The organism is Verrucomicrobiia bacterium, from assembly GCA_035629335.1.
GTDB lineage: Bacteria > Patescibacteriota > Saccharimonadia > Saccharimonadales > Saccharimonadaceae > DASUUR01.
Genome location: DASPIB010000001.1, coordinates 557,303 through 579,887, shown reverse-complemented (window position 1 = coordinate 579,887; position 22,585 = coordinate 557,303). Strand labels below are relative to the sequence as shown.

Below are 22,585 nucleotides of genomic sequence, written 5' to 3'. Positions count from 1 at the left end.
CAATTTAAACCGCCGGGCCTGCGCACTGCTGTGCAGACCTGGCGGATTGTGCCTCTATCGCAACTGTTGCATTTGATACGCCAGGCTACCCTTCAATCGTCGCTGTTGGTCGCTTGCTGCAACCACGACCTCGGCGATTTGGTTGCGAGCTCGTGTGAGCACTTCTTTGATACTATAGTCGCAGCCCTCCGTGTTAAGCGCCGCCATGATGGCTGCGGCTGCGTCAGCCACTGTTGAATAGGAATTGTCAGCCAACTGCACCAGTTCTGTGAACAGCTTATCGGTAAAGTAGAGCTTAGTCTGCAAAGGGAGCTGCTCGAAAGCGGCGCGCATGTCACCTTGATTGCGAAAAGTAATCATTTTTTGATCCCTCTCGGGAGCGTAGTGGTCAGATTTATCAACTTCGCTTCAATTGCTTCTCGGAGCTGCGCTCGTTGCCCTCGTCCGCTACTACCGCGTACATCAGCTTTTCAAGCTCAAGCCCGAGCAGTAGCCGAACGAGGGCATCTTCGCGAGTGCCCTTTGCGACACAACGCAACAAATGGAGCTGCTTTCTCTAGTGGCATTCGCTTGCCTGCTTCCTCAAGCAAATAAGGAAGCAATTGTTCTTGCAGTGCGGGAATTGTAAACTTTTTCTTGAATGCTCCGATCAAGGCTTCTCGCTGTCGAGGCTGAATCTCGGCCATTTCTTCCCCTCCCATTCAGGTGCGCGAACCCCTTTATTATACGGCAGATAGTCGCAAATACTACCCAATCCTTTCCACATGCTCCCATGAACTAGTACTATGACTGCGGCGAAGGAGCTGCGGGGCGTTCTTTATGGATTGCACTAGAGCGGCAAACTCCACGACGCTTAAAATATAGAGCAAGAAATACAGTAACGGCAGCAGTGCGCTTAAAAGTAGTTTTGCGGGTAAGGTTTCGGTTTCTTCGCCCAGAACCAGTAAAAAGACAAAACCGGTAACAATTAAATAGACGCTCACAAGCGAAGTGAGGTCGAAAAAGAGCACGGTCGTCACCAAAATAAAGCCCACCAGCAGCGGCTCAAGCAGCAGGGCAACTTCGCCAAATACAGCGTACGGCAACTGATACCAGGTGAGCTGCTTGCGGTATTTTTTATCTTTTGAAAAAAACAATTGGCTATTTTTGAATAGCGACTGCATGCGGCCATACTTCCAGCGAAAGCGCTGCCGGATGAGCGAGCGGAAACTGAGGACGTGTTCGGTGAAAGCAATAGCGTCGGCGGCGTAATTAATCCGGTAGTAGCGGTTGCCGAACTGGCGAATCAGTTTTAGTGTTACATCGATATCTTCGGTCATGGTGTCGGTATCGTACAAGCCGACTTTTACAAGGGCACTTTTTCGGAAGGTTGAGCCCACACCGCCGACGATGTATTCCATACTGGCTAAGGTTGAGGCGCGTTTCAAGCGATAGGAAATTAGATATTCGAATCGTTGCACAATGCCAAGCAGCGCTCGGTGCGGGATAATTTTAACGTTTGCCGCCGAAGCCACGACCCGAGGGTCGCGGAAGTGTTCCACCATGCGACCAATCGCCTGGCGATCAAGTACCGAGTCAGCATCGACCACCATCACCAATTTGCCTTTTGCCCAGTGACTCACTGCTCGATTAATGGCGGTGGCTTTCCCGCTATTTTGTTGATTGACAATTGTAAAACGACCTTGGTGTTTGCGCTGGAAATTGCGGAGTTTAGCGAGCGTGCGGTCGGTTGAGCCGTCGTTGACCACGATTACTTGTTTTTTGGAGTAGTTATTTTCGAGTACCGACGTCAGGGTGCGAAGCACGCCCACCTCTTCGTTATAGGCTGGAATGATCACTGTTATCAGCGGTTTGTAGGGGCGCTTTTTAGCGGCTTGCTTGCGCGCGTGGCGAATATCGTAAAGGTCGGCGCCAAGAAGCATGTACGCAATTCGGGCAAAGTTTAGTAGGCTGAGCCCGGCGATCACATGAAACATTATTTCAGAAAAATTCATGACCCGCTCGGCTCCTCAAGGCCAACAAACTGAAACTCGAGTACCCGCCTTTGGCTAAAGTCTGGCCCGGTGCAGGTGAGCAAAAAGATGGTGCGATATTTCTTTTCGTTAAGAATTTTGGTATTAGTCGGTGCGACTACGCGGTCGCTTATAAATCGAAAGATGAGTCGCTGCTGTTTGTTGTTGGTGATATACAGCAGCTCATTTTCAGCGACGCCGGTGAGTTTTAGGAAGACTTTTTCGGTAGCATGGCCATAAAATAAGGGCGTGGCTGTTTCGAGGGTGTAAAAAGCATGGGAATCATCGAGTGACCAAGCGGTCTGCGGTGAATAGTTAGCTTTTTGGAGGTTTACGGCGATACCCAGCCGCGGCAACTGGAGCTTCGTAGGGATTTCAAAAGGCGGTGCAGATAACGGCTTTGCTTGTTGCTTGGCGTCTATAAGTTGGGCGGTATTGGCAGTTTCGCCTTGCTGGCGGAGCGACCACGCCTGGTATTCTGGCGCTAGCAAAAATACTAAGCCACCGATAACCAGTGCGCTACTTACGATCATTACGACGCGGGAAATTATGCGGCTCGTGGCCATAATCAACCTAAAGAACTATTTACTGTAGCGTCGCTTTATAATTCGCACCGCAACTTGGCTGATTAATACTGCGAGGCCAATAGCGATAGCGCTATAAGCCAAGATGGTACCAAGCGTGTGGCCACTGGTGCTTGGTAAAGCGGCAATGCCGACTCCGGTAATTACGCTGCTTGAAACAATTGGACGTGCGCCAGTTTGGTACATTATCTTTTCTCCCTTACATAATAAAAGAGGTCTCGCGCTTAGCGAGCCCCTCTCTGTTATTACTTTCACTATATAATATGAGTGAATATATGTAAATAAAGTTTTGTAATTATGTCATCAAGCTGCGCTTTGCCCTGGCAGCACCTCGCCATAAAGAGCACTCTTTTTCTATAACCTTCCACTGGAAGCTTATATAGAAGCGTTCGGCTGAAAATCGATTATTGCAATCGATTTTCACAGTCTCTTTATGGCGAGGTGTTGTCAGAGCACCCACATCTTCTAAGGATTAAAATAGAGACCCCTTTTTAGGGCCCCTATTTTAATAGCAGATACTACTATTTAGCGAACAGTCGCGCCGTAGCCACCACCGTGGTCAGCGACGTACTTAACGCACTGTCGTTGGTTGTTGAAGCCGTAAACGTACCACCAACCACCTTCGCAGTCTTCGCGCTCTTCAGGCTGATCAGTGCTTACATAGCGCAAGCAGTGGTCAAGGCTCTTGAATCCAAGTGCCTTCCAGCCTTCGCCGAGCTGCTTGTAGCAAATGCGTTGGCTATTTGGCTTTTCGACATCCATGTAATTTGGAGACGCTAAAGCCACGCCATTGGCACTAAACGCTGCAACAGCTGCAACGACTGCAAAGCCAGCAACGAGTTTCGTCGAGCGGACTTTTTCGAGAACTTGTGACAATTTTTGTAACATCGTTCTACCTTTCATTAAAATTAATATCAACCTTACTATTGTAGCGCATACTTTTCTTTAGTCATTAACTAAATATTAACTATGCGCCTTTCTTATTACATATCTTTGCTCATGCTTCCTCCTTTCTTTCGGTTTTTGTTTCAAAAATGGCAGACAGAATGCCAACGATAATAAGAAGAAAGGCGTAGGTGGCGAAGTTCTTGGCGACTTCATCATTTTGAGCTAACACTAACAAGATGATGCAAATAAAAGAGATTATTGCCATTTTAAAGGACTCATTACTGTTAACTTTAAAAATAATTGCAACCACCCCATATCCTATTATAAGCAGTTGGCCATACATTGCGTCTTGAAAAAGAGTGCCCAACAAGGCCAATCCAACCAGCCCTAAAGCGTATAATGCCCAACGATAAGGACGGGAAGAAAATGCAACAGAGGACTTTTGTGGATGATGGTACTTTGCCTTCTCTCGATCGCGTCGGGTATTGATGTGCATTAGTATGCCTCCTCGGGGGTAACTTTATACAGGATTAAATTTTCGGTATCGGCTATTTTAATTAAACCAAGATCGTCAATAAACGCGTATTTCTTATAGTCGAATTCCTTTGCTAGCAGAACATATTTTACAGATAATAAATTCAGCTCCTTTGTAAAATCTTCTCTCTTTGGATTATGCAGCAATGACTCTATACGGCGCTGGTCATTGGTGGTATGGCCTGCATGCGCTCCCCGAAATTCAGGGTCATTACTTATTATAACTGGGTTACGAAAGAAGGCTGGGGCAGGGTTCATGATGACTTTGCCGGCGAATGAAAATTCCATATACATGTGCCAGGGCAGAAAAACAACCTTTGCGCTCGGCTCTTTATGTAGCCGTTCTCTAATCATGTGCCAATCTTGTGGGTAGTCTCGAGGTTGGAATTGACCGTGAAGCCCGCCAAATACCAACGGTGCAGTAGCCAGAGGCAATACGAACAGTAGTGGTAAGCAAAGGAGTGAGCCAAAAGCCTGCGCGTGCAAATTATTAACAAGGCGAACAATAGCATAGCTCCCATAGCCTGTCAGTAAACTAAGCACGATAGCTACAACTGCGGCAAACTTTTGTGGTTCTCTGTAGCCCAAGGTGAAGAAGCTTGCCGCGCCTGCTGCAAGTCCGACAGTCAAAACAAGCAAAATTAAAAGGCTGACTGCCGCGTCCTTCTGGGCCTTAAAAAGCGCGTGGAATCCCAATATTGCTACCACCCAAAGCCCAACGAGCGGCAGCCACCACCAGCTATACAAGTCTTGTGTTTTTAAGTAGAGATTCATTCCCTCCGCCCAAAAGCCTTGGAGTGTGAGAATATTTCCGATGATCCCCAATCCCCCGCCATAGGTTGCAAAAGCCAGAAGGTCATTCGGAGTAAAACTAGTGATAATAGCAACGTGGCCGCTACCTGCTACGGCAGGAATAAGCCAATATAGACTACCGATGAGCACGCTAATGATAACAACTGAGGTTCGTATTAAAAGTGTTCTTACCTTTGGCAAGCTCTGGCGAATTCGATACAGGTTAAGCGCAAACAACACCGTTGCTGGCAAAATAAAAATTCCAGCCATATGGATCGAAACAATACTGAGAACCAAGAGGGTTAATACTAATATGCCGCCGTTCTTAAGATTTGGTCGCTGCAGAAACTTCCATAGAAGCACCAAGCTTAGCGGCAAAAGCGCATACCCAAGTAATACCGAGAATTGCCCAACCATAAAGCGTGAATAAACAAAAGGGTTGACTGCGTACAGTACACCGGCGATATAAAATGACCATGACGGCTGATTCTGTAGGGCAAAAGTTTGAGCTAACCGAAATGCCCCTATTCCTGCCAGAAGAAAGATAGCAAGGAGGAGGATTTTCTGCAGGGCATCAGCAGGAATGGCCATATTAAGAATATGTAGTGCACCATAAAATAGATAGCTACTACGTACATCACTCGGTAACTCGATGTGTGGCCCAAATACCATATCGAGTGCAAAGATAAATCCTGGCGATAGTAAAGGCAGTAAAATTACAAGCGCTAAAGCACTAAAGAAAATATGCGGCAGGAAGCGTTGAAGGATACTATGTAGCATTCTCTACTCTCTTTCTATGTTTTCGTTCGTGTAAGAACTCCCAGATACAGTATGCCACTAGCCCGACAAAACTGACAGCACTAAGGATAAGACCAAGGTATAGCCATTTTTGTGGTACGAAACGCATCGTAAGTGAAATTGTATAATTACCAGAAGCGTCTTTTTGGCATACTTCCGCTGATCTACATAGTTCACTTGGCTGAATGTACCAAGCATTCATAGTATTATTTAATGCAAATTGTTCGCCGGCAGTTGCAGGGTTACTTAAGCTTGGTAGCCAGCTATCGTTACGCGTGGGGACAAGTTCCCACAGCTTACTGTACGTTTCGCTTGTGGCTAAGAAAAAAGGCGTGTCATTTGTTGTGATAGTGATTTCCTTTTGAGTTGGATCTTTGGCAATGGTTTCGATCTTCGGGCTCCCTAGTTTTGTGGAGCGATCTTTCAGAAGAAAAAAAGAGTTCTTAACTGGTGGAATATTAATAACGGCTACATTGTCATAGAGTACCTTCGACCGAGTACCTACTTTGCTGTCTGGATAGGCATATAGCATGAGCTTCATGCTAGTAGCATTCTCTGGAACCGTTACGGTGTAACCGAAGCTTTTCCACGAACTTCCGCTTTCCTTTATGCGCTGTGTTTTATCAATTTTGTAAGGGTCATCAAAACGAACTGAAAATCCTGCTACTGGCCCGGTTTCGGCTAAATAGTCGAAGCTTATAATATACTGTTGGCCAGGAGTAACTTTGATTTCTTTAGGTCCGGTGCAGGCGATGTGCGCCTTTGACTCAAGTTGCAATGATTGCTTACCGTCATTAGCTTGAGTATTGTTAAGCGACATCGATATGTCAGGCTTATTGTCGTAATTGTAGCAGTCACTGACCTTCTTCTGCCACAGACCACTCTCAAAGGAGCCGTTAGAAAGACTGTTTTTATATTTGAAAGTTGGATCATCGTAGACTAGCTTGTCATGCTTATCGTTTAACGAGATGCGCTGTGTTTTTGCACTCGGATCCAGCCTGTGGTAATCTGGCCGTTTTTGCGGCGATAGGGTCAAGGTGTTATCAGCTGATTTATAGTAGAGTGGCGTGTGAAGTTCTGGCACCAATAGTTCCTGCTTACTAACATGCGATCCTAATTGATTGTTCGTAATAATCTTATTTTCACGAATATTGTTGCCCGAAACGGTACTAAACGGATCTTCCAAGGCTATCATTGGTAAGTTCTTATTGTCGAGGCCGGTAAAGGAAAGTGGTGATCCAAGGTTGTTCTTTGTCATGCTGTAGGCATCGGCAACACTTTGTCTCTCGTCTAACCCATATAGATTTTCTAGTGCATATACTTGAGGTATATTGATTTTATTTTCGTATAGCTGGAAGTCTCCACGAAGGAAGCTGTGGCTGCGTTTAAAGTCGTATTGATGCGTCAGCATTCGGGCCAGGTCGGATTTTTCGCGGCAACTCAGGACGTAATTGTAACTACCCACGTTAATACTATCGATGCTGTCGACAAGTACACGCTTCACCTGAACGTTCTTAGCCGTTAGTACTTGGTTTAGCTCAACCGTTTCTTCCAGGTGGGTACTCATGTAATCCAGACAGCGAGGACTATTTACAAAAAGCAGAGTTTTATTTTCTAAAGGGGCGTTATTTAAGGCGGTGAAGTTCTCTAATGTTCGTGGAGTGAGCAATTTCTTATGGACATCGCTGAGCACGTATCCGTTCATTCCAATAAATATAATCGCTAAAGCAGCGAAGCTATATGTGCGAAGTTTGCCGGAAGTGCGGGCCATCAACAATACTATGATGCCGGCTAAGACAAAAGGAATATACAGCTGCCACTTTAGAGGCGAACGGAATGCCCAGCCGCCCGGCAGGGTGATGAGTAAACGGATTAAGGCATCGATATTCCAAATGGTCGTGGCTGCAAGAGCGATAAATATGAGAAATGCCAATGAAAACAGCAATAAGCGCCGCAAATCTAACCTTGAAAGTGAACTGCGCACTTTTATAAATAGAACTATTAGGAGAATGTAGAGGCTGAAACTAGCTGCAAAATATATAAACTTGTAGTCAGGATTATAAAATAAGAAATCGAGAAATACTTCTTTTGAAAGCGACAGCCCCGTAAGAAGATCAGCAGTATTCGAGGTTCCCACAAGCGCAGTGTAATCCATGGCAACCGGTACAACATTGGCTGAAATTACATCCTTACTTACGCTCCCCATGCTTAACAGAGAAAGAATAATATATGAATTAGCCAGAATTGCTCCGATTATAAGCGCTGTAATTTTTAAAGTATTCTCCCGCACGAAGTCCCAGTGGCGCCATCCTAAATAAACAAGATATACACCTGAGATAACGGTGTTAAGAATAAGCGTGTAAGGGTGAAGAAAAGAGATGTTTAAACATGCAACATAAAACAGCAGGTACCGTAATTGTCGTTTTTCAAAAGCAATTTTAATGAACGTTAGACATAGAGGTAATAAGGCTGCCGCCAATACTAGCCCAACCTTGGCCATATTGCCTAGGAATATTGGGTTTAAGGCAAAAAGCAAAGAACCTACCAGCGTAACGGGCAAACTATCAATCTTGAGAAACTTGCGGCAGAAATAAAAGAAGGCAAGAAATGCGATTACCAGCGATGATATGGCATAGAAATAGGCAGCTGCTTCGTGGCCAAATAAGCCAAAAACCAAAAAATTAAACACACGACCGGGCAGACGTATAACACCATCAGGGTTAGGTGTTCCTGTTTGAAACGACCACATATAAAAATGCTTAACCCAGTACGTGAGCCAATCAAATGGAAAAACAAAGTCACCGTTCGATAAAAAGCGCATTTAATCCCCTTTTATGTGCTTATCGATAAAGGCTTGAACATCAGATAACTGCAAATCGTTGATGGCGATATGCTGTGTCTCATCAACGCCAGCCTTTTTTAACATTTCGCGTACCTTATTATCATAAACTACTGGTAAAAATGGCGCCGAAGTTAAATGGGCGGTGATGATAATATGAAATTGAGGTGCGATAGCCAGTAATTGCCTGTGATGCTTCTGAAAGAAAGCAAAAAGCCCTAACGGATTATGCGTGAAGTCGAGCGGTTGAATATTTGAATATTTTTGACGCCAGGCTTGAATATAACTATAGCTTTCGGTGTCGACATTTTTATTCTCAAGCAGCGCTACAATGAATTGTTTGTTTGGATTGGCTGCAATAACCTGCTCCATTAAGAGACTAAAGTTATTTTTGTGCCTGGCCTTAAAATGCCTTAGGCCTATAAAAACTGTCTTCTCAGAAATCTTTATTTTTTTCTCGATCAACGCTAACTCTGATCTATAGTTATTTAGATCAATTTCATCAGTTGCCCAAGAAAGGTCATGGTCTAAGTGTACTTTTTTAGTATAACGACTGAAATTTTGCAATGATTCATCGTCACGAGCTAAAATAACGGCCGCACTCTTAGCTGCTAAAAATGCACCAATTCGTCCGAGAGTGGTGGTCGATGAGTAATATCCAACGCCAAGCAAATACACTTTTTTGCCAAAAATTCGAGCAATAAACAAGAACACACTTAAAAGGAATGTGTTAAGGTTCATATCGAGACCCCACAGCCCACCACCGCCAATGATTACATTTTTATTTTTTAAAAGCGTTTTCAACACTTTCAACTTGTCGTACATAAGTACCCGTTTAAAGCCGAAATCCTTATGCATTTCAGAGAAGGCTTCTGGTCGTTGGTAGGCAATCGTCAGATTCTTTACGCCTTGTTTAGCGAGGAGGTTTTGCAGTACCTCAAGCAATAATTCATCGCCGTAGTTGCCGCCGCCGTAATAGCCGATCAAAAAACTATTTTCAAGATCTGTAGTTTTAAGTAGCTGCTTAAATGTCATTGCTTTTAATTATCTCCATAAAATCTTTATAACTTTGCTCAAAAGTGATTGTTTTGCTCCACTCCCAGCCGGCGGTGCGGATGGCTTGGTAGTGTTCTGGACTGGCAAGGATCTCGGCTATGCCCACGGCGAGCGCTTCAGGATGGGGTGCGGTAACGATGCCGGTGCGGTTATGGCGAACGCTGTCTCGAAGGCCATCGACATCATATACAACAGCCGGGGTGCCTTGGCTATTGGCTTCGGTAACGATTAGCCCCCAACCTTCCTTGATGGAGGTTACTGTAATAAGGTGGCTCCGCTTCATGAGTTCGTCTTTTTCTTGCAGGCTTACCCAGCCAAGCAGGGCGATATCTTTTTTGTAAGGGCTCGCTTCTACCGCCGCCGTGAGCTCGCGACCATAGCTGCTATTGGTGTCGCCAGCGATTTTAAGCTGTAAGTCTGGTAAAGTTTTCTTGGCTATCTCGAAAGCTCGTAATTGGTCGATGGTGCGCTTCATTGCTCGCGCGCTCCCAAGACTCAGCATGGTTGGCCGATCGTACTTTTTCACGCTGGTGAGATCGGGCAGCGGCGTTAGTTCAATACCCTCCGAAATTATTTTAATCCGGTTATCTTTAAAGCCAAAATGCTGCAGATCTTTTTTGGTGCTTTCAGAAATAGTGATAGTAGTAGCGCGTGTTTTTCCCATAATAAACGTGGCGATTGGCTCAAGTAGGTAGTAGCCAATGTGGCTCAGTGGCGCGCGCGTTTCGTGAAACCAAATTTCGCGGGCTAATTGATGATAAAACAAGAATGCCTTTGCCTTGCCTTTAAAAAACGGGCTAAAATACGGCGCGGTGTTAACAGCTTCAACAATGACATCAAACCGATTTCGCAGGTGGCGCAAATAGTACCATAGCGCCGCAAACGAATGGATGTATCGGTTGGTGCCTACCCTGATGATTGAAATACCGTCAATCACATCATGGTTTTTTGCTCCTGGGTACTGCGCGGTCAGAATAGTTACCTCATGGCCGGCTTTTACCAAGCGTTTTGAAAGCTCGTGCAGAATGAGCTCGGCACCGCCGGCTTCGGGGTGTGAGGTGTCTTTCCAGGAAAACCACAAAATCTTCACAGGTCGCTACTCCGTCTCGCTTTGCACTACTGGTTCGGTCTCGCGGCGCACCACATACAACGGGCGGTTAAGTACTTCGCTGTGGATGTTGGCAATGTATAGCGCCACTAACCCCAGGCAGACCAAAATAATGCCCACCAAAATTAGCAGAATAAAGGCCAAAATAGCCGGGCCGCTAAAGTTTAGGTTCCATGGGTCTTGTAGTAAGTATTTCTCAATCAGAATAAACAATCCAATTGGGGTGGCAACCGCCAAAATGAACGCCCCAATGTACCCTGCTAGTCGTAACGGCAGCATGCTATACGAGGTAAAGCTGTTAATCGCCAGTGTGATCAACTTTTTAAGGGTGTAGGCTGCTTCGCCATGTTGTCGTTCGGGGGCTTCAAAGTGCACATATTCTCGCTTAAAACCAAGCCAATCAATCAGTCCGCGGGTCATGCGGTTGCGTTCAGTGAGGATGTTAAATTCATCTACTACTGCCCTATCCAGCAACCGAAAATCGGTGGCGTGCGGGGTGATGTGGGTGTGCGAGACGCGCTGCATGATGCTGTAGTACAGACGCGAAGTAAGCTTTTTAAAGGCACTCTCGCCGTCGCTATACGTCCGCACACCAACGATCACTTCACCGCCGTTTTCCCAGTGCTTAATAAATTCAGGCAGCAGGCTTGGCGGGTGTTGCAGGTCGGCATCCATAATAATCGCCGCGTCGCCTTTTGCGGCATGAATACCAGCCGAGGTGGCGGCTTCTTTGCCAAAGTTACGTACGAATTCAATCAAACGGACCCGTGGATCTTGCTTCCGCAAGCGGCGAACAATGATGGGTGATTCATCTTTGCTGCCGTCATCAACAAAAATAAATTCGAACTCATAGCTTAGCCCAGCAGCGACTTGCCGGAGCTCCTCATATAATAAGGGGATGTTTTTTGCCTCGTTGTGACCGGGAACAATAACTGAAATCAACTTTGGTTTAGACATGGTCTCTCCTTAAAACTCTATAACTCAGCCGCCAGAGGGCAATCAATACCAGCGTACCGACGCTTCCCCACAACAGCCCCTGCACAATACTGCTTAAACTGCTATGCATTTGCAGCAGTACGATAATTGTGCCAACAACGCCAACCGCCGCCAGTAAACTAATTTGGTAGCGTCGAAGCGCCATATAATATGAAACCACAAGGTTTAAAATAGACAGCACAAACAGCGCAGTCGCCAGTGGTGGCAATAAGTAGGCGTAGGCTTCAAACCGATGCCCCATTAATAGACTGACAAAAAAGTTAGGAAATGCCAAGAAAGCAATCAGACCAATTCCGCCGAGGCCGGCTACCAGTACGGCTGATTTTACTAGCAGTGCGCGGTTTTGCTTGGCCGGCGCTGCTAGCTTTACCGAAGAAAGCATCACTTGAGCTACCGAAGCCGTCAGGAAGAACAGTACCTTTGCAACCGTGGCAATACCGGCGTATCCACCGGCCGTTTCGGCATCAAAAAAATACTTCACCAGCAGTACATCGACGCTGGTCAGGACCATAATACTTAATGAAGCCACCAGTACGATGGCGCTATAGCGCAGTTCAGGTACGATTTCTTTACTATTTGGCAAGCTAAAGTAACTTGCGTGACTCTCGGGCTTGATGAAACCAGCTTGCTTCGCTTTGTAGGCGGTGTAGGCAAAAGCCAGGAGTTGTGCAGCCACAATACCAAAAATGGCGCCGGGGGTGCTTAGCCCAATCACCACCAATAGCGCCGACACGACTATCTTCCCTGCAGCCCCAAGAATATTCCCCGCCGAAACGGTGGCAAACTTTTTATTGCCACGCAAATAAGCGCTACGGAATGTGAGCGGCACAGTTGCCACCAGCGCCACTAAAAGAATAATAAACGGCCATGGCGACTCAAATCGTAAAACGTTTTGGAAAAATGGACTTGCCAATGCGCCTATCACCAGCAAAGCAAGACTTATGAATAAGCTCAGTTTCTCGAGCTCAAATAGCACGCGGGCTTGTCGGGTGCGATCTTCGTAATTTGCCACGATGTTTATTGCCACCTGGCTCAGCACGGTCAAGAAAATGGTTAACTGCAAAAATAATGAAATAAGTACTTGGACTTCACCGTATTCCTCAAGGCTCAAAAGTCGCCCCAGCACCGGGTAATACGCATAGTTGAGCACACTAACTGCGAGCGCGCCAAAAAAGAACACGGCATTATGCCGCACGAAATCACTCCTGCCCAAAATCGAGGTAATTCGTGTCTTCACGCTTTTAAGCCTAGCAATCTGTGGACGGTTAGACAAGACACTTTACTTTATAAAGTAATGACTTATTGATACGATACGAACCACGGAACAGGGGTGATCCCGTAGGTTTGTGCCGGTGAAAATGTCGGTGTATCTTCGTTGTAAAAATTCTTCCATCCCATGTGAATGCCCTGGGGTAAATCTTTAGTTAATACTTGCCAGGTGCCCAACTTGGTGGGCTGATCACCGTGACCATCCATTTGGATAATGTGCGCTAGTTCGGGGTGGGTGCGCAAAAGCTCACGCTTGTGAATCATTGAACTGCGGAATTGGTGCAGTAAAAATACTTTTTGCGGCAGGTTACGATGCCGGGTAAGACTAGCCAACCACGCAGCAGTCTGATTAACTTCATGCGCATGGACACTGCCAATTTGCTCTAAATGTTGTTCAGTTTTCTTCAGGCGCCATTCGGGATCGAGCGCCAGCCCCACGTGCGGATAAAGCAACAGCTTTTCAAGACGCTTAGCTTGGGTAAGAAAATGGGTGCGGCCAGGTTGTAGATCGAGCACGACGTATACTTTGGCTTTTTCAGCTTCCCTCACCCACTTTTCTAGTTTTTCAATCGGAATTTCACGCGAGTAATCACTGTCGGCGGTAGGTTCGGCGGCAGCAACGGTGGCAATAACCTCTAGTGCTGGATACACCTGCTGTTTGGTGTGCGGCTGGTAGTTTTGTGCCAGCTTTTTGACGCGCTGCAGTGTTTTTGGTAGTGACTGCTCCCCTAGCGCACCCAGTGCTGGTGTATCGGGCGCACCATACAGCGCGACGAGCCGCGTATGTGGTAATAGTTGCTGCCGACCGTCAAACAAAATCTTTTGTGGCTGCTTCTCTTCGCGTAAAGCCACCTTGGGAATGGCAGGCTGGGTAATCACCCCAATTAAGTACCAGCCGAGTCCTATGGTGAGTAAGGCGGCAATGGCCAGCAGAACAGGCTTCAGCCAGGGCAAATTTGCACTCTGCAATAACTTGTTCATAATAGTACTATACTAAACGAAAGGAAAGCCTTCTATGCCACAGCCATCCTCAGCTTCCAAAAAACCATTACTTGTCTGGATTATCGTAATCGCGGCAATTGCAGTTGCCGGATACCTCTTGTTTTTCTTGCCAAAATCGCAGCCAGCCAACCAGCCAGACGAAGATAATTTGCCAGATTTTAGTGCCGTTAAATCTGCCGAAATTGTACTTTCTGATCCTACTAAAACAAAGGCCGCCTACCAACTTCCTCAAAATTCGGTGAAAAAACTATCACCGGCCGAGCAAAACCAACAAACAGTAACCCTGACTTCGGGAAGCCTTGTGCCACTTGAAAAATTGACTATTGAAAAGCATGAAGCCAACAAAAAAATTATCGGTGTTGAGTTTACGGTCTATCAACTAAAAGATGGACTTGAAAACACCAGTTTAATTGACATCTTCCAGCAACAAGACGACGCTAAAAAGGCGGAAGTCGAAGCTAAAGATCAGCTGCTCACCCACGTTCAGTCGGGAACGCCACCTAGCCTGACAATCCAAACCACCGATAACCAAGCGGCGCCACTTGCCTCAATCAAGCGCACTACGATCATAACAAAAGACAGCAACGAAACTGCCGCTTACGAAATACTGAGCGGCTTAAAAACCGGCAAAAATTTACTAGTAGCCCACTTCACCACCGATTCAGAAACGCGATTGCTACAAGCCGATAGCATTTTTCAGGATTTGCTTAACCAGGTGCGGCTAAAAACTCAGTAAACAAGAAGCCGCTGCACTATTGTCAGCGGCTCCTTGTTTCCTTTCAGGAACAATACTTTTAGTGAACCACAATCGGCTCGGTAGCTGCGCCTGAAGTTTTTTTGCTCTGCTTAATGAATAAAGCGGCAAAAATGAATCCAAGCACTAAGATGACCAGTCCGCCATAAATCGCTGCCCGATACCCAGCCACAGTGGCTTCGGTAACATTTGTGGCGACCTGCAAGGCGCCAGTGGTCACGCTTGAAGCAATGCCAGCCAAAATTGCCAGGCCAAGTGCCCCACCAACTTGCATTGAGGTGTTGAGTAAGCCTGATGCGAGGCCAGCCTCACGCCCCGGTACACCACTGGTTGCGGCGACGTTGAGGGCCACAAACGACATCCCTAAGCCGAGCGAAATCAGTACTGAACCAGGCAAGATGGTCAAGGCGAAGACACCATCAGTTGGCATTTGGGCAATCCACAGCATACCCGCCATTAGCAGCCCAAGCGATACCAAGATGATAGGCTTGAAGCCAATTTTCGGCAAGATTCTTGGGGTAAGCGTCGAGACGACCCCGATAATAATCGGAATAGGCAAGAAATTCAAGCCAGTAATAACCGGCGAATACTGTAGAACGGTTTGCGCATAGAGCACGGTAATATAAAACATGCTCATCAGGCTAGCCATCACCGGTAGCATGATAACATTGGCGGCACTTAAGTTGCGAATCTTAAAGATCGATAGTGGCATAAGCGGATGCTTTACCTTAGCCTCGTTGAAGATGAAGCCAGCTAACAGCAAGGCGCTGACCGCTAGAATCGTCCATACGGTACCGTTACCCCAGCCAAGATGCACGGCTTGTTCAAGAGCATACACTAGGAGCATCAAACCGCCGGTTACCAGTGCTGCACCACGAATATCAACGTGTTTATCCTGTTCTTCAATCTCGTGCTTCGGCAGGAATTTCAGGGCACCATAAACTGCCAAGAGTCCAATCGGTACGTTAATAAAGAAGTTCCATTCCCAGCCGACAAACTGGGTTAGCGCACCGCCAACCATCAATCCGACTGCTGCCCCACCGGCGCCAACCGCTGCCCATACCGATAGTGCGCGGTTGCGTTCTTGGCCTTCTTTAAAAATAGTCAACAGCAGCGATAGGGCTGCAGGTGACATAAAGGCAGCAGCTAAGCCTTGGAGGGCTCGTAGGGCAATCAGCATGATACTATTTTGTGAAAAGCCAATCAGTACTGAAATGGCTATAAAAGCGAGCGCACCGCCAATCAACATTCGTTTGCGGCCAAACAAGTCGGCCATGCGACCGCCAAGCAGTAAGAAACCACCGAACGTTAAGGTATACGCGGTCACGACCCACTGAAGGCTTTCAGGCGTAAAATGCAACTGCTCTTGCAGAGCTGGTAAGGCGACGTTCACTACTGAAGAGTCCAGCACTACCATAAATTGCATCAACGCCAGGAAGCCTAAGACAAGCTTTTTGCGTGTGTTTGTCATTGTTGTCCTTTTACGTTAATTAACTTTAATAACTCGATCATTATATTTCTTGATATTTGATATTGTCAAGTATTTACAAAATGAAGTATAATGAAATGAATATGAAAGACGCAATTAAAAAGAATACCGCCTGGAATCTACTACAAGTCGCTACTTTTGCTCGTGTGCAGGCTCAGCATATCGCGGACGACTATGACCTTACCAGCACTCAGCTCTATGCGCTCTGTAGCCTTGACCCTACCCGGCCCATTTCTATGCGGAATATATCACTTGTGCTTGAATGCGATGCGTCGAATGTGACTGGATTGGTAGATCGCCTGCTGCACCACGGCTACGTTGAGCGGCACGAGCTACCAGATGATCGCCGGGTAAAGGTGGTGAGCCTCACCGACAAAGGTATCGCCTTACGCGCCGAAGCCCTGCAGCGCTTAGCTGAGGCTCCGCTTGATGGATTGCAGTACTTATCGCCTGGCGAGCGCGTCTTGCTTGATGAGCTACTAGTAAAAATGCTCACCAAGTAATTCTCCTTCACTTTGCTATACTTATCTCCATGACAACTGAACAACTTATGGCGCGGGCGATAGATATCCGCAAACGATACGACGAATTAAATGCTTCGAAATATGGTGACGCCTGGAATGGCCACCAGTTAGCGCTCGGTTTTGTGGGCGATGTTGGTGATCTTGCGAAAATTATTATGGCCAAAGACGGCCTACGCGACATCGATGGTGATGTCGATGAAAAGTTGGCACATGAACTAGCCGATTGCTTGTGGAGCGTTCTGGTGCTCGCGCACCGCTATGGCGTGGATATTGAAAAAGAATTCTTAAATACAATGGACCATCTCGAACAGCGAATCGCCGCTGAAGTGAACGCCTAGGTTCTTTCTTGTTTACTTAGTATTAGATCTTCCAAGCGCTTGACTGAAAAGAACAAAAGCGGCACTTTAACCACGGCTCATACCAAAAGTAAGGAGGCCGGGTAATGCCACACTACTACTTGTTGCGGCATGGTATTGGAAGCGCAGACACCGAGTTGCTCTATACCTTAGAAAGGAGAGCCAACAGCCTACTGAGACAAGATTTGTCGGGTTCTCAGCTATACCGGTAGGAGTGCTTGTAGTAACGGAAGTCGAACTTCGGCAGCCCAGCGGCTATACCCTTCTCCCCTCCTTGTGAAACTCCCTGGTCTGAGCGGGTCTGCTTAGGCCAGGGCAAAATTTTAAAGTGTAATAAAATACGCCGCAGAATATTGCGGCGTATTTCTATTTCGTAGCTGTTTTTATTTGTTTAAGAGTCGGTCGATAAGATGCTTGCGTGAGCGGAGGTAGTAAGCGCCGGCTGCAGTGATGCTGCCAAGGCCGAAGGCACCGCCGATGAAGTCGGCTGGACCAGTCTTAGGAAGTTCGACTGGAGGCTTTGGTGCTGCAGGCTTTTCACAGTCAGGGTGGCCAACAGGAAGCTCAGGGTTGTATGGGCAAGGCTTACAGTCAGGATGGTTTACCGGTAGCTGTGGGTTCAGCGGGCAAGCTTCTGGGCTTACTTTGATACTGACTTCACAGGCTTTGCTGGTAACTTTACCTTCACTTTCAAAGCTGACAGTGGCCTTGATGGTGTAGTTGCCTTCTTTCGCGTATTTGTGAGTGGTTACAACGGTGGTTGGGTCGGTTGCATCTGGCTTTACATCGTTTTGGCTAGCGCCGTCACCGAATTCGAAGTTACCGCTGATAAGGGTTGCGCCTTCGGCTTTAGTGTGAGCAGTAAATTCGTATTCATTACGGTTCAGCTGCTTAGCGGTAAGAGCGCTACACTCGAAGATTGGTTCAGGCTTTACTTCTACTGGTGTTTCACAGCTTTGGCGAGTATCGCTGACTTCTTTGCCGTTAACGTTGAAGTAAACAGTGACTTTGGCGTTGTAGTTACCAGCCTTAGCGTACTTGTGAGTAACAGCTTCGCTTGGATTGGTGCGAGTTTCGGTGGTACCATCGCCAAATTCGTAGACAACGCGGCTGACGGTAGCGCCATTTTCGGCAACCACATTAGTGCTGAACTTAAAGGTGGTGCGGTCGATTTGTTCTTTTTGTAGACTGTCACATTTGTATTTCGGGCTATTACCCCAGATAGGGTTACCACAAACGGTGAGGCTTGCGAATTCCATCTCGTGCGTGTCAGGGTTCATCATGACGATGACTGGAATCGCGTTGCTACCGAAGTTAGCTTGTGACGGACCAAAGTAGTAGGTTTTGCCAGCAATGGTGACCGGTGTACGGTTTTGACCACCCAAGGTGCTGCGGCCGAGGCTGTGAGCGCCGGTGGCAACGGTCTGGCCGTCAACTTCAATTCGGCCGTCCTTGAAAGCGGTACCCATTTTAGCGGTAGCAGCAAAGCGACCAAGTTCATCTGGGCTTAGGCCGTAATGTGCGTAGACATTGTGGAGGTCGCCAGTGGCGTTTTCATTATATTTGTTGACAAATTCTTGTACCGAATGTGCACCACAGTTGATGATATCGTTTGATGGATTACATTTTGCGGCGTTAGCTGTAGTTGCGCCACTTGCTGCGTTGAGGGCTAGTACTCCCCCGGTAACTACGGCTATTGCACCGAACACAAGCGCTTTGTTGCTGGCAGCAAGGCGCAGATGGTTCAGTAGACGTTTGACTATTTGCATCGCTTTACTTTCCTTCCTCTCTTTAAACTATTATTAACTCTATCATAAGTGATTAACATTGTCAATAATATGTAAGGCTTTTTTGCAATAATTACAACTATATTCTATAGAGCTTATGGTTAGCCGGTCCGCATATGAATATACAGACCGGCTATTTAGCGCTTGCGAGCTTTAAAATTTACTCCCAGCCAGCCTCGCGCCTAACGCGCGCCACAAGTTCAGGGTCTGACCCAAACTTTGAATTCAGCAGATGCGACTCGTAGGCGTGAGGCTGCGCAACGTCGCAACCTGTGCAGGGCTCGTGCTGCTTACCAGCAAGCGGCCGCATGTTCTTTACGAGCTCACTTTCTACTTGGGCTGTTGCTAACCGGTGCAGGGCTTCGTTCGCCATTGTTCCCAGGTAGTACTTGATGATTACCGACAGCGGAAGTGACATGGTCCTCTCCTTTTTTGTTGGCGGCACAACGAGCTTATTGTAGAGCGAGGCGCTATGTTTGTGAAGAGTAAATCTCGGCTTCAGATTTTCCGTCTCCTAAAAACAAGAGTATAATAAAAAGACATACCACTGACATCACGAGGAGGACATATGGCGCAACATTCGACAAAAAACCAATACGAGATGCAGGATCCGACAACGCAATATCCGCGGCCCGAATTTCCAGAACAAACGCAGCCCGAGCCTGGCCTCGCGAAAGACATGACCCCAAAACCTGATCACGGCGAAGAGTCGTATCAGGGGTTTGGCCGCTTGAAGGGCCGTAAAGCGATTGTGACTGGCGCCGATTCTGGCATTGGTCGGGCAGCGGCAATTGCTTTTGCTCGTGAAGGGGCGGATGTCGTACTTAATTATCTGCCCAGCGAAGAACCGGATGCCCAAGAAGTAATAAAAGTGATCGAAGCCACCGGACAAAAGGCCATCGCTATGCCGGGCGACATTAGCGACGAAGCTTTTTGCGAAAAACTAATTAGCGAAGGCGTAAAAGCGCTCGGCGGGCTCGATATTCTAGCGAATATTGCGGGCAAACAGGTCGCCCAAAAGCACTTAGCAGATATTACCACCGAGCAATTTGATCAAACTTTCAAAACCAATGTTTATGCTATGTTCTGGCTATGCAAAGCGGCGCTTCCCCACTTGCCGGCTGGCGCGAGCATTATAAATACTGCCTCGATTCAATCGTATGCACCGTCTCCAACATTGGTAGATTACGCGTCAACCAAGGCGGCGATTGTTGCTTTCACCAAAGCTTTAGCTAAGCAAGTGGCCGAAAAAGGCATCCGGGTGAATGCCATTGCGCCAGGGCCAGTCTGGACACCACTGCAGCCGAGTTATGGGCAGCCTGCCGAAAAAATCCCGGTATTTGGCGAGCAAGTGCCACTGGGCCGGCCAGGCCAGCCGGCTGAAGTAGCACCGATTTATGTGCTGCTGGCATCGCAAGAATCAAGTTATGTAACCGGTGAAGTGTATGGCGTAACCGGTGGGAATCCACTCCCCTAAAAGCTTACGGAAAATGATGATGCCTCCGGTGTGAGCCGGAGGCATGGTTCAGTATTCTTTGAGCTCGTTTTCTACGAATTTATTCAACTGCTCCAATGCTGCCTGGCCCAGATTTCTTGTTTCCCAGTCGTAACCAGGCTTGAGCACAAGGGTGATACTTTCGTGAGTTGAGAAACAGCTTACGGGACCATTACCACTAAAGTAGTTTCGAAGCCGCCTCTGTTCGTAATCAGTGAGGTGACGTCGTCGCAAGCTACCATTAACAACCTCATATACCCTCCTACCGGGATGGCCAGTTTCACCGCGGCCGATGACCTTAAGCACCATGCGTCCAAGCCTTTCAGGTTGTAATATCAGGCAAGCTTGCCTTCGACCGACTCAGCGGCGAGCGTGCGACCAAGAGCACAGATCACCTCTCGATCAAATCGATCATCGCTAACTACGGCCAAAACATGATCGGCGTAAATGTGTACGGTGTACCCGCTCATGCATCTATACAACTCAACTGCCAGCCAGTCCTGTTCGCCCTCGTCTAGCTGGAAATCGCAAAATTCGAACTTTCGGCCTAGGCTAAGTGACGTGATCGATACCTCGTAACGTGCCATCAGAACCACCTTAGGCTTATAGATTGCCGTATTTATCATTGGCTATCTTGGGGTCAAAGTCAATAGTATGCGCCAGTGTCTCATTGCGATTCGAGCCAAACTACCCTATACTTTGTGTTTGAATAGGACAGTCATCTTTTTATGAATCAAGCAAACAATTTACTTTCTGCTGAAGGCGCGATACTCCGAGAGCAGTTACAAGAAGCCCAGCTTGCCCAAAAAACACACGCTGCGGCGTTTGAGGGCAGCCGTAAAATTCATGTTGCAGGAATTGGCCGGGCAATTTCGGCGGCCTACGAACAGCTCCGAAACGCCGCCGCCAATACCGAAGAACATTTGCTGCTGCAGCAAGCTGTACGGCGATTTTTGCGCCGCAATATTTCCTTTACTGCGCAATCTATTGAAAAACCGCTGGCCGAAGAACTGGTGGTCGAGCTCACCCAGGCCGGTTATTTGGTAAACGATACCGTAGCGGTTGATACGGTTAGGTTAATTAATACCGCCATTGAACGCTCGTTTCGGGCGTACCTGACACTGCGTGCGGGGTCGATCACCCAGGAAACGGCCACTTCCTGGATGCTCGATGTTCTGTGTGTTGAAATTGAGGAGCTACTGACCGCACCCCGTACAGCCCAGGGAGTGTTTATCCATTTTGCCTATCGTCATTTCCGGGAGCTTTTTTCTGAAGAAGACGCCAAAAGCGTGGTACACTACGATATTTCGCTCTACATCGCTACTCATCGGGCGCTGCTGCGATCTGATCTTGCCAACGTTCGCCGCGACATGCTGCGCCTTTACCAGCGAACTATTGATGACCTTCAAGAATATATTGCTACTAACCAGCTGATCGATGAGTTGTTTCATAACGAAACAACCAATAAGTTAACCCGGGCGGTGAGCAAGTATGGCGCGCCGTTTCGGACATTTCGTAGCTTGCTTGAAAGTGGCGCTCCGGTTGAGGAGTTGCTGTTTGATAAAGCCAAGTTTAAGTCGGCCTATGCCGCACAGGTAAAAATCGAGCAAGAGCGTGTGGCACGCAAGCTCAACCGCGGGGTGATTAAAAGTATTATTTTCTTATTAATCACCAAGGTTATTATTGGGCTGGCGATTGAAGTGCCGTATGACATTTTTCTTACTGGCACGGTAGCTATTTTGCCGCTCATGATCAATATCTTTTTCCCACCGCTGTATATGGCGCTGCTGCGCATGAGCTTAAGCTTGCCTGGGCCGGCGAACAGCGTCGCTATCCAGGATTACATGACGGCGGTGTTGTATCAAGAGCAGCGCGAACAATTAAAAGTCTCACCGCTTAAACGAGCCGAATCCTCAACGGTACTCACCGGTCTCTACTGGCTGATGTTCTTGATTTCTTTTGGTGCGGTGGTCACGGCACTGTCGTTGCTTCATTTTAATCTTGTTCAGGGGATAATCTTTTTCGTCTTTCTTTCGACGGCAAGCTTCCTTGGGTTCCGCTTGTCGCGCTTGGTGCGCGAAATTGAAATGTTTGCGGCGCGCCAGGGGTTCTTTGATGCCATTCGCGACTTCTTTTATACCCCGTTTGTGATTATTGGGCGTTGGCTATCCGATAAATATGCGCGAGTAAATATTATTACTTTGATGCTCGATATGGTGATTGAGCTGCCATTAAAAACCATTCTTCGCTTAACTCGCCAGTGGACGCGTTTCTTAAACGAAAAACGCGACGAATTATAGGG

The 22,585-nt window shown here is 47.3% G+C and carries 24 protein-coding genes; 5 read left to right on the top strand and 19 right to left on the bottom strand.

Going from position 1 to position 22,585, the window contains the following annotated elements:
• Positions 1 to 54: 54 nt before the first annotated feature.
• The 14 genes from VD907_03230 to VD907_03165 form a co-directional block, all read right to left on the bottom strand.
• On the bottom strand, positions 55 to 360 hold the full coding sequence (locus VD907_03230; GenBank protein ID HYG83864.1) for a hypothetical protein: 306 nt from the start codon (positions 358 to 360) through the stop codon (positions 55 to 57).
• Between the two features lie 37 nt (positions 361 to 397).
• Complete coding sequence (locus tag VD907_03225; GenBank protein HYG83863.1) at positions 398 to 541, bottom strand: hypothetical protein; 144 nt, start codon at positions 539 to 541, stop codon at positions 398 to 400.
• Between the two features lie 205 nt (positions 542 to 746).
• A complete protein-coding gene (locus tag VD907_03220; GenBank protein HYG83862.1) occupies positions 747 to 1,994 on the bottom strand; it encodes a glycosyltransferase in 1,248 nt (415 codons plus the stop codon).
• Positions 1,991 to 2,578 carry a sortase gene (locus VD907_03215; GenBank protein HYG83861.1) on the bottom strand — a complete coding sequence of 196 codons (588 nt, stop codon included), beginning with the start codon at positions 2,576 to 2,578 and terminating at the stop codon, positions 1,991 to 1,993. The genes VD907_03220 and VD907_03215 overlap by 4 nt, the downstream gene beginning before the upstream one ends.
• Before the next feature lie 15 nt (positions 2,579 to 2,593).
• A complete protein-coding gene (locus tag VD907_03210) occupies positions 2,594 to 2,782 on the bottom strand; it encodes a hypothetical protein (protein ID HYG83860.1) in 189 nt (62 codons plus the stop codon).
• A gap of 339 nt (positions 2,783 to 3,121) precedes the next feature.
• Positions 3,122 to 3,484, bottom strand: coding sequence for a hypothetical protein (locus VD907_03205; protein HYG83859.1), 363 nt, complete (start codon positions 3,482 to 3,484; stop codon positions 3,122 to 3,124).
• Between the two features lie 109 nt (positions 3,485 to 3,593).
• Entirely contained in the window at positions 3,594 to 3,980 is a 387-nt protein-coding gene (locus VD907_03200; GenBank protein HYG83858.1) for a hypothetical protein, read from the bottom strand.
• The gene (locus VD907_03195) at positions 3,980 to 5,590 is read right to left on the bottom strand and encodes a hypothetical protein (GenBank protein ID HYG83857.1); all 1,611 of its coding nucleotides are present in this window, start codon (positions 5,588 to 5,590) and stop codon (positions 3,980 to 3,982) included. Before VD907_03195 ends, VD907_03200 begins: the two co-directional genes overlap by 1 nt.
• A complete protein-coding gene (locus VD907_03190) occupies positions 5,580 to 8,357 on the bottom strand; it encodes a carbohydrate binding domain-containing protein (GenBank protein HYG83856.1) in 2,778 nt (925 codons plus the stop codon). The genes VD907_03195 and VD907_03190 overlap by 11 nt, the downstream gene beginning before the upstream one ends.
• Positions 8,358 to 8,429: 72 nt before the next feature.
• Entirely contained in the window at positions 8,430 to 9,482 is a 1,053-nt protein-coding gene (locus VD907_03185; GenBank protein ID HYG83855.1) for a polysaccharide pyruvyl transferase family protein, read from the bottom strand.
• A complete protein-coding gene (locus VD907_03180; protein ID HYG83854.1) occupies positions 9,472 to 10,593 on the bottom strand; it encodes a glycosyltransferase family 4 protein in 1,122 nt (373 codons plus the stop codon). The genes VD907_03185 and VD907_03180 overlap by 11 nt, the downstream gene beginning before the upstream one ends.
• Positions 10,594 to 10,599: 6 nt before the next feature.
• Positions 10,600 to 11,568 (bottom strand): glycosyltransferase family 2 protein, encoded by a 969-nt coding sequence (locus VD907_03175; protein HYG83853.1) that lies wholly within the window; start codon positions 11,566 to 11,568, stop codon positions 10,600 to 10,602.
• A complete protein-coding gene (locus tag VD907_03170; protein HYG83852.1) occupies positions 11,561 to 12,844 on the bottom strand; it encodes an oligosaccharide flippase family protein in 1,284 nt (427 codons plus the stop codon). The genes VD907_03175 and VD907_03170 overlap by 8 nt, the downstream gene beginning before the upstream one ends.
• A gap of 62 nt (positions 12,845 to 12,906) precedes the next feature.
• On the bottom strand, positions 12,907 to 13,857 hold the full coding sequence (locus VD907_03165) for a hypothetical protein (GenBank protein ID HYG83851.1): 951 nt from the start codon (positions 13,855 to 13,857) through the stop codon (positions 12,907 to 12,909).
• Positions 13,858 to 13,891: 34 nt separating this feature from the next.
• On the opposite strand from VD907_03165, the gene VD907_03160 reads away from it, so the two are divergent.
• Positions 13,892 to 14,614, top strand: coding sequence for a hypothetical protein (locus VD907_03160; GenBank protein ID HYG83850.1), 723 nt, complete (start codon positions 13,892 to 13,894; stop codon positions 14,612 to 14,614).
• Between the two features lie 58 nt (positions 14,615 to 14,672).
• Here the strand turns inward: VD907_03160 and VD907_03155 are convergent, their stop codons facing one another.
• Positions 14,673 to 16,103: an MFS transporter gene (locus VD907_03155; protein HYG83849.1), complete on the bottom strand. Its 1,431-nt coding sequence runs from the start codon at positions 16,101 to 16,103 to the stop codon at positions 14,673 to 14,675.
• Between the two features lie 101 nt (positions 16,104 to 16,204).
• On the opposite strand from VD907_03155, the gene VD907_03150 reads away from it, so the two are divergent.
• Together VD907_03150 and VD907_03145 are read left to right on the top strand one after the other, a co-directional pair.
• Positions 16,205 to 16,624, top strand: a complete 420-nt coding sequence (locus tag VD907_03150) for a MarR family transcriptional regulator (GenBank protein HYG83848.1) — start codon at positions 16,205 to 16,207, stop codon at positions 16,622 to 16,624.
• A gap of 29 nt (positions 16,625 to 16,653) precedes the next feature.
• Positions 16,654 to 16,983, top strand: coding sequence for a MazG nucleotide pyrophosphohydrolase domain-containing protein (locus tag VD907_03145; protein ID HYG83847.1), 330 nt, complete (start codon positions 16,654 to 16,656; stop codon positions 16,981 to 16,983).
• A 401-nt stretch (positions 16,984 to 17,384) separates the two neighbouring features.
• Here VD907_03145 and VD907_03140 read toward each other — a convergent pair whose 3' ends face one another.
• Together VD907_03140 and VD907_03135 are read right to left on the bottom strand one after the other, a co-directional pair.
• Complete coding sequence (locus VD907_03140) at positions 17,385 to 18,770, bottom strand: PKD domain-containing protein (protein HYG83846.1); 1,386 nt, start codon at positions 18,768 to 18,770, stop codon at positions 17,385 to 17,387.
• A gap of 178 nt (positions 18,771 to 18,948) precedes the next feature.
• Positions 18,949 to 19,206 (bottom strand): hypothetical protein, encoded by a 258-nt coding sequence (locus VD907_03135; GenBank protein ID HYG83845.1) that lies wholly within the window; start codon positions 19,204 to 19,206, stop codon positions 18,949 to 18,951.
• A gap of 150 nt (positions 19,207 to 19,356) precedes the next feature.
• Here VD907_03135 and VD907_03130 point away from each other — a divergent pair, with 150 nt between their 5' ends.
• On the top strand, positions 19,357 to 20,265 hold the full coding sequence (locus VD907_03130) for an SDR family oxidoreductase (protein ID HYG83844.1): 909 nt from the start codon (positions 19,357 to 19,359) through the stop codon (positions 20,263 to 20,265).
• 48 nt (positions 20,266 to 20,313) lie between these two features.
• On the opposite strand, the gene VD907_03125 is transcribed toward VD907_03130, so the two are convergent.
• Positions 20,314 to 20,592 (bottom strand): hypothetical protein, encoded by a 279-nt coding sequence (locus VD907_03125; protein ID HYG83843.1) that lies wholly within the window; start codon positions 20,590 to 20,592, stop codon positions 20,314 to 20,316.
• Between the two features lie 26 nt (positions 20,593 to 20,618).
• Positions 20,619 to 20,870 (bottom strand): hypothetical protein, encoded by a 252-nt coding sequence (locus VD907_03120; GenBank protein ID HYG83842.1) that lies wholly within the window; start codon positions 20,868 to 20,870, stop codon positions 20,619 to 20,621.
• A gap of 141 nt (positions 20,871 to 21,011) precedes the next feature.
• On the opposite strand from VD907_03120, the gene VD907_03115 reads away from it, so the two are divergent.
• Positions 21,012 to 22,583: a hypothetical protein gene (locus VD907_03115; protein HYG83841.1), complete on the top strand. Its 1,572-nt coding sequence runs from the start codon at positions 21,012 to 21,014 to the stop codon at positions 22,581 to 22,583.
• Positions 22,584 to 22,585 lie beyond the last annotated feature (2 nt).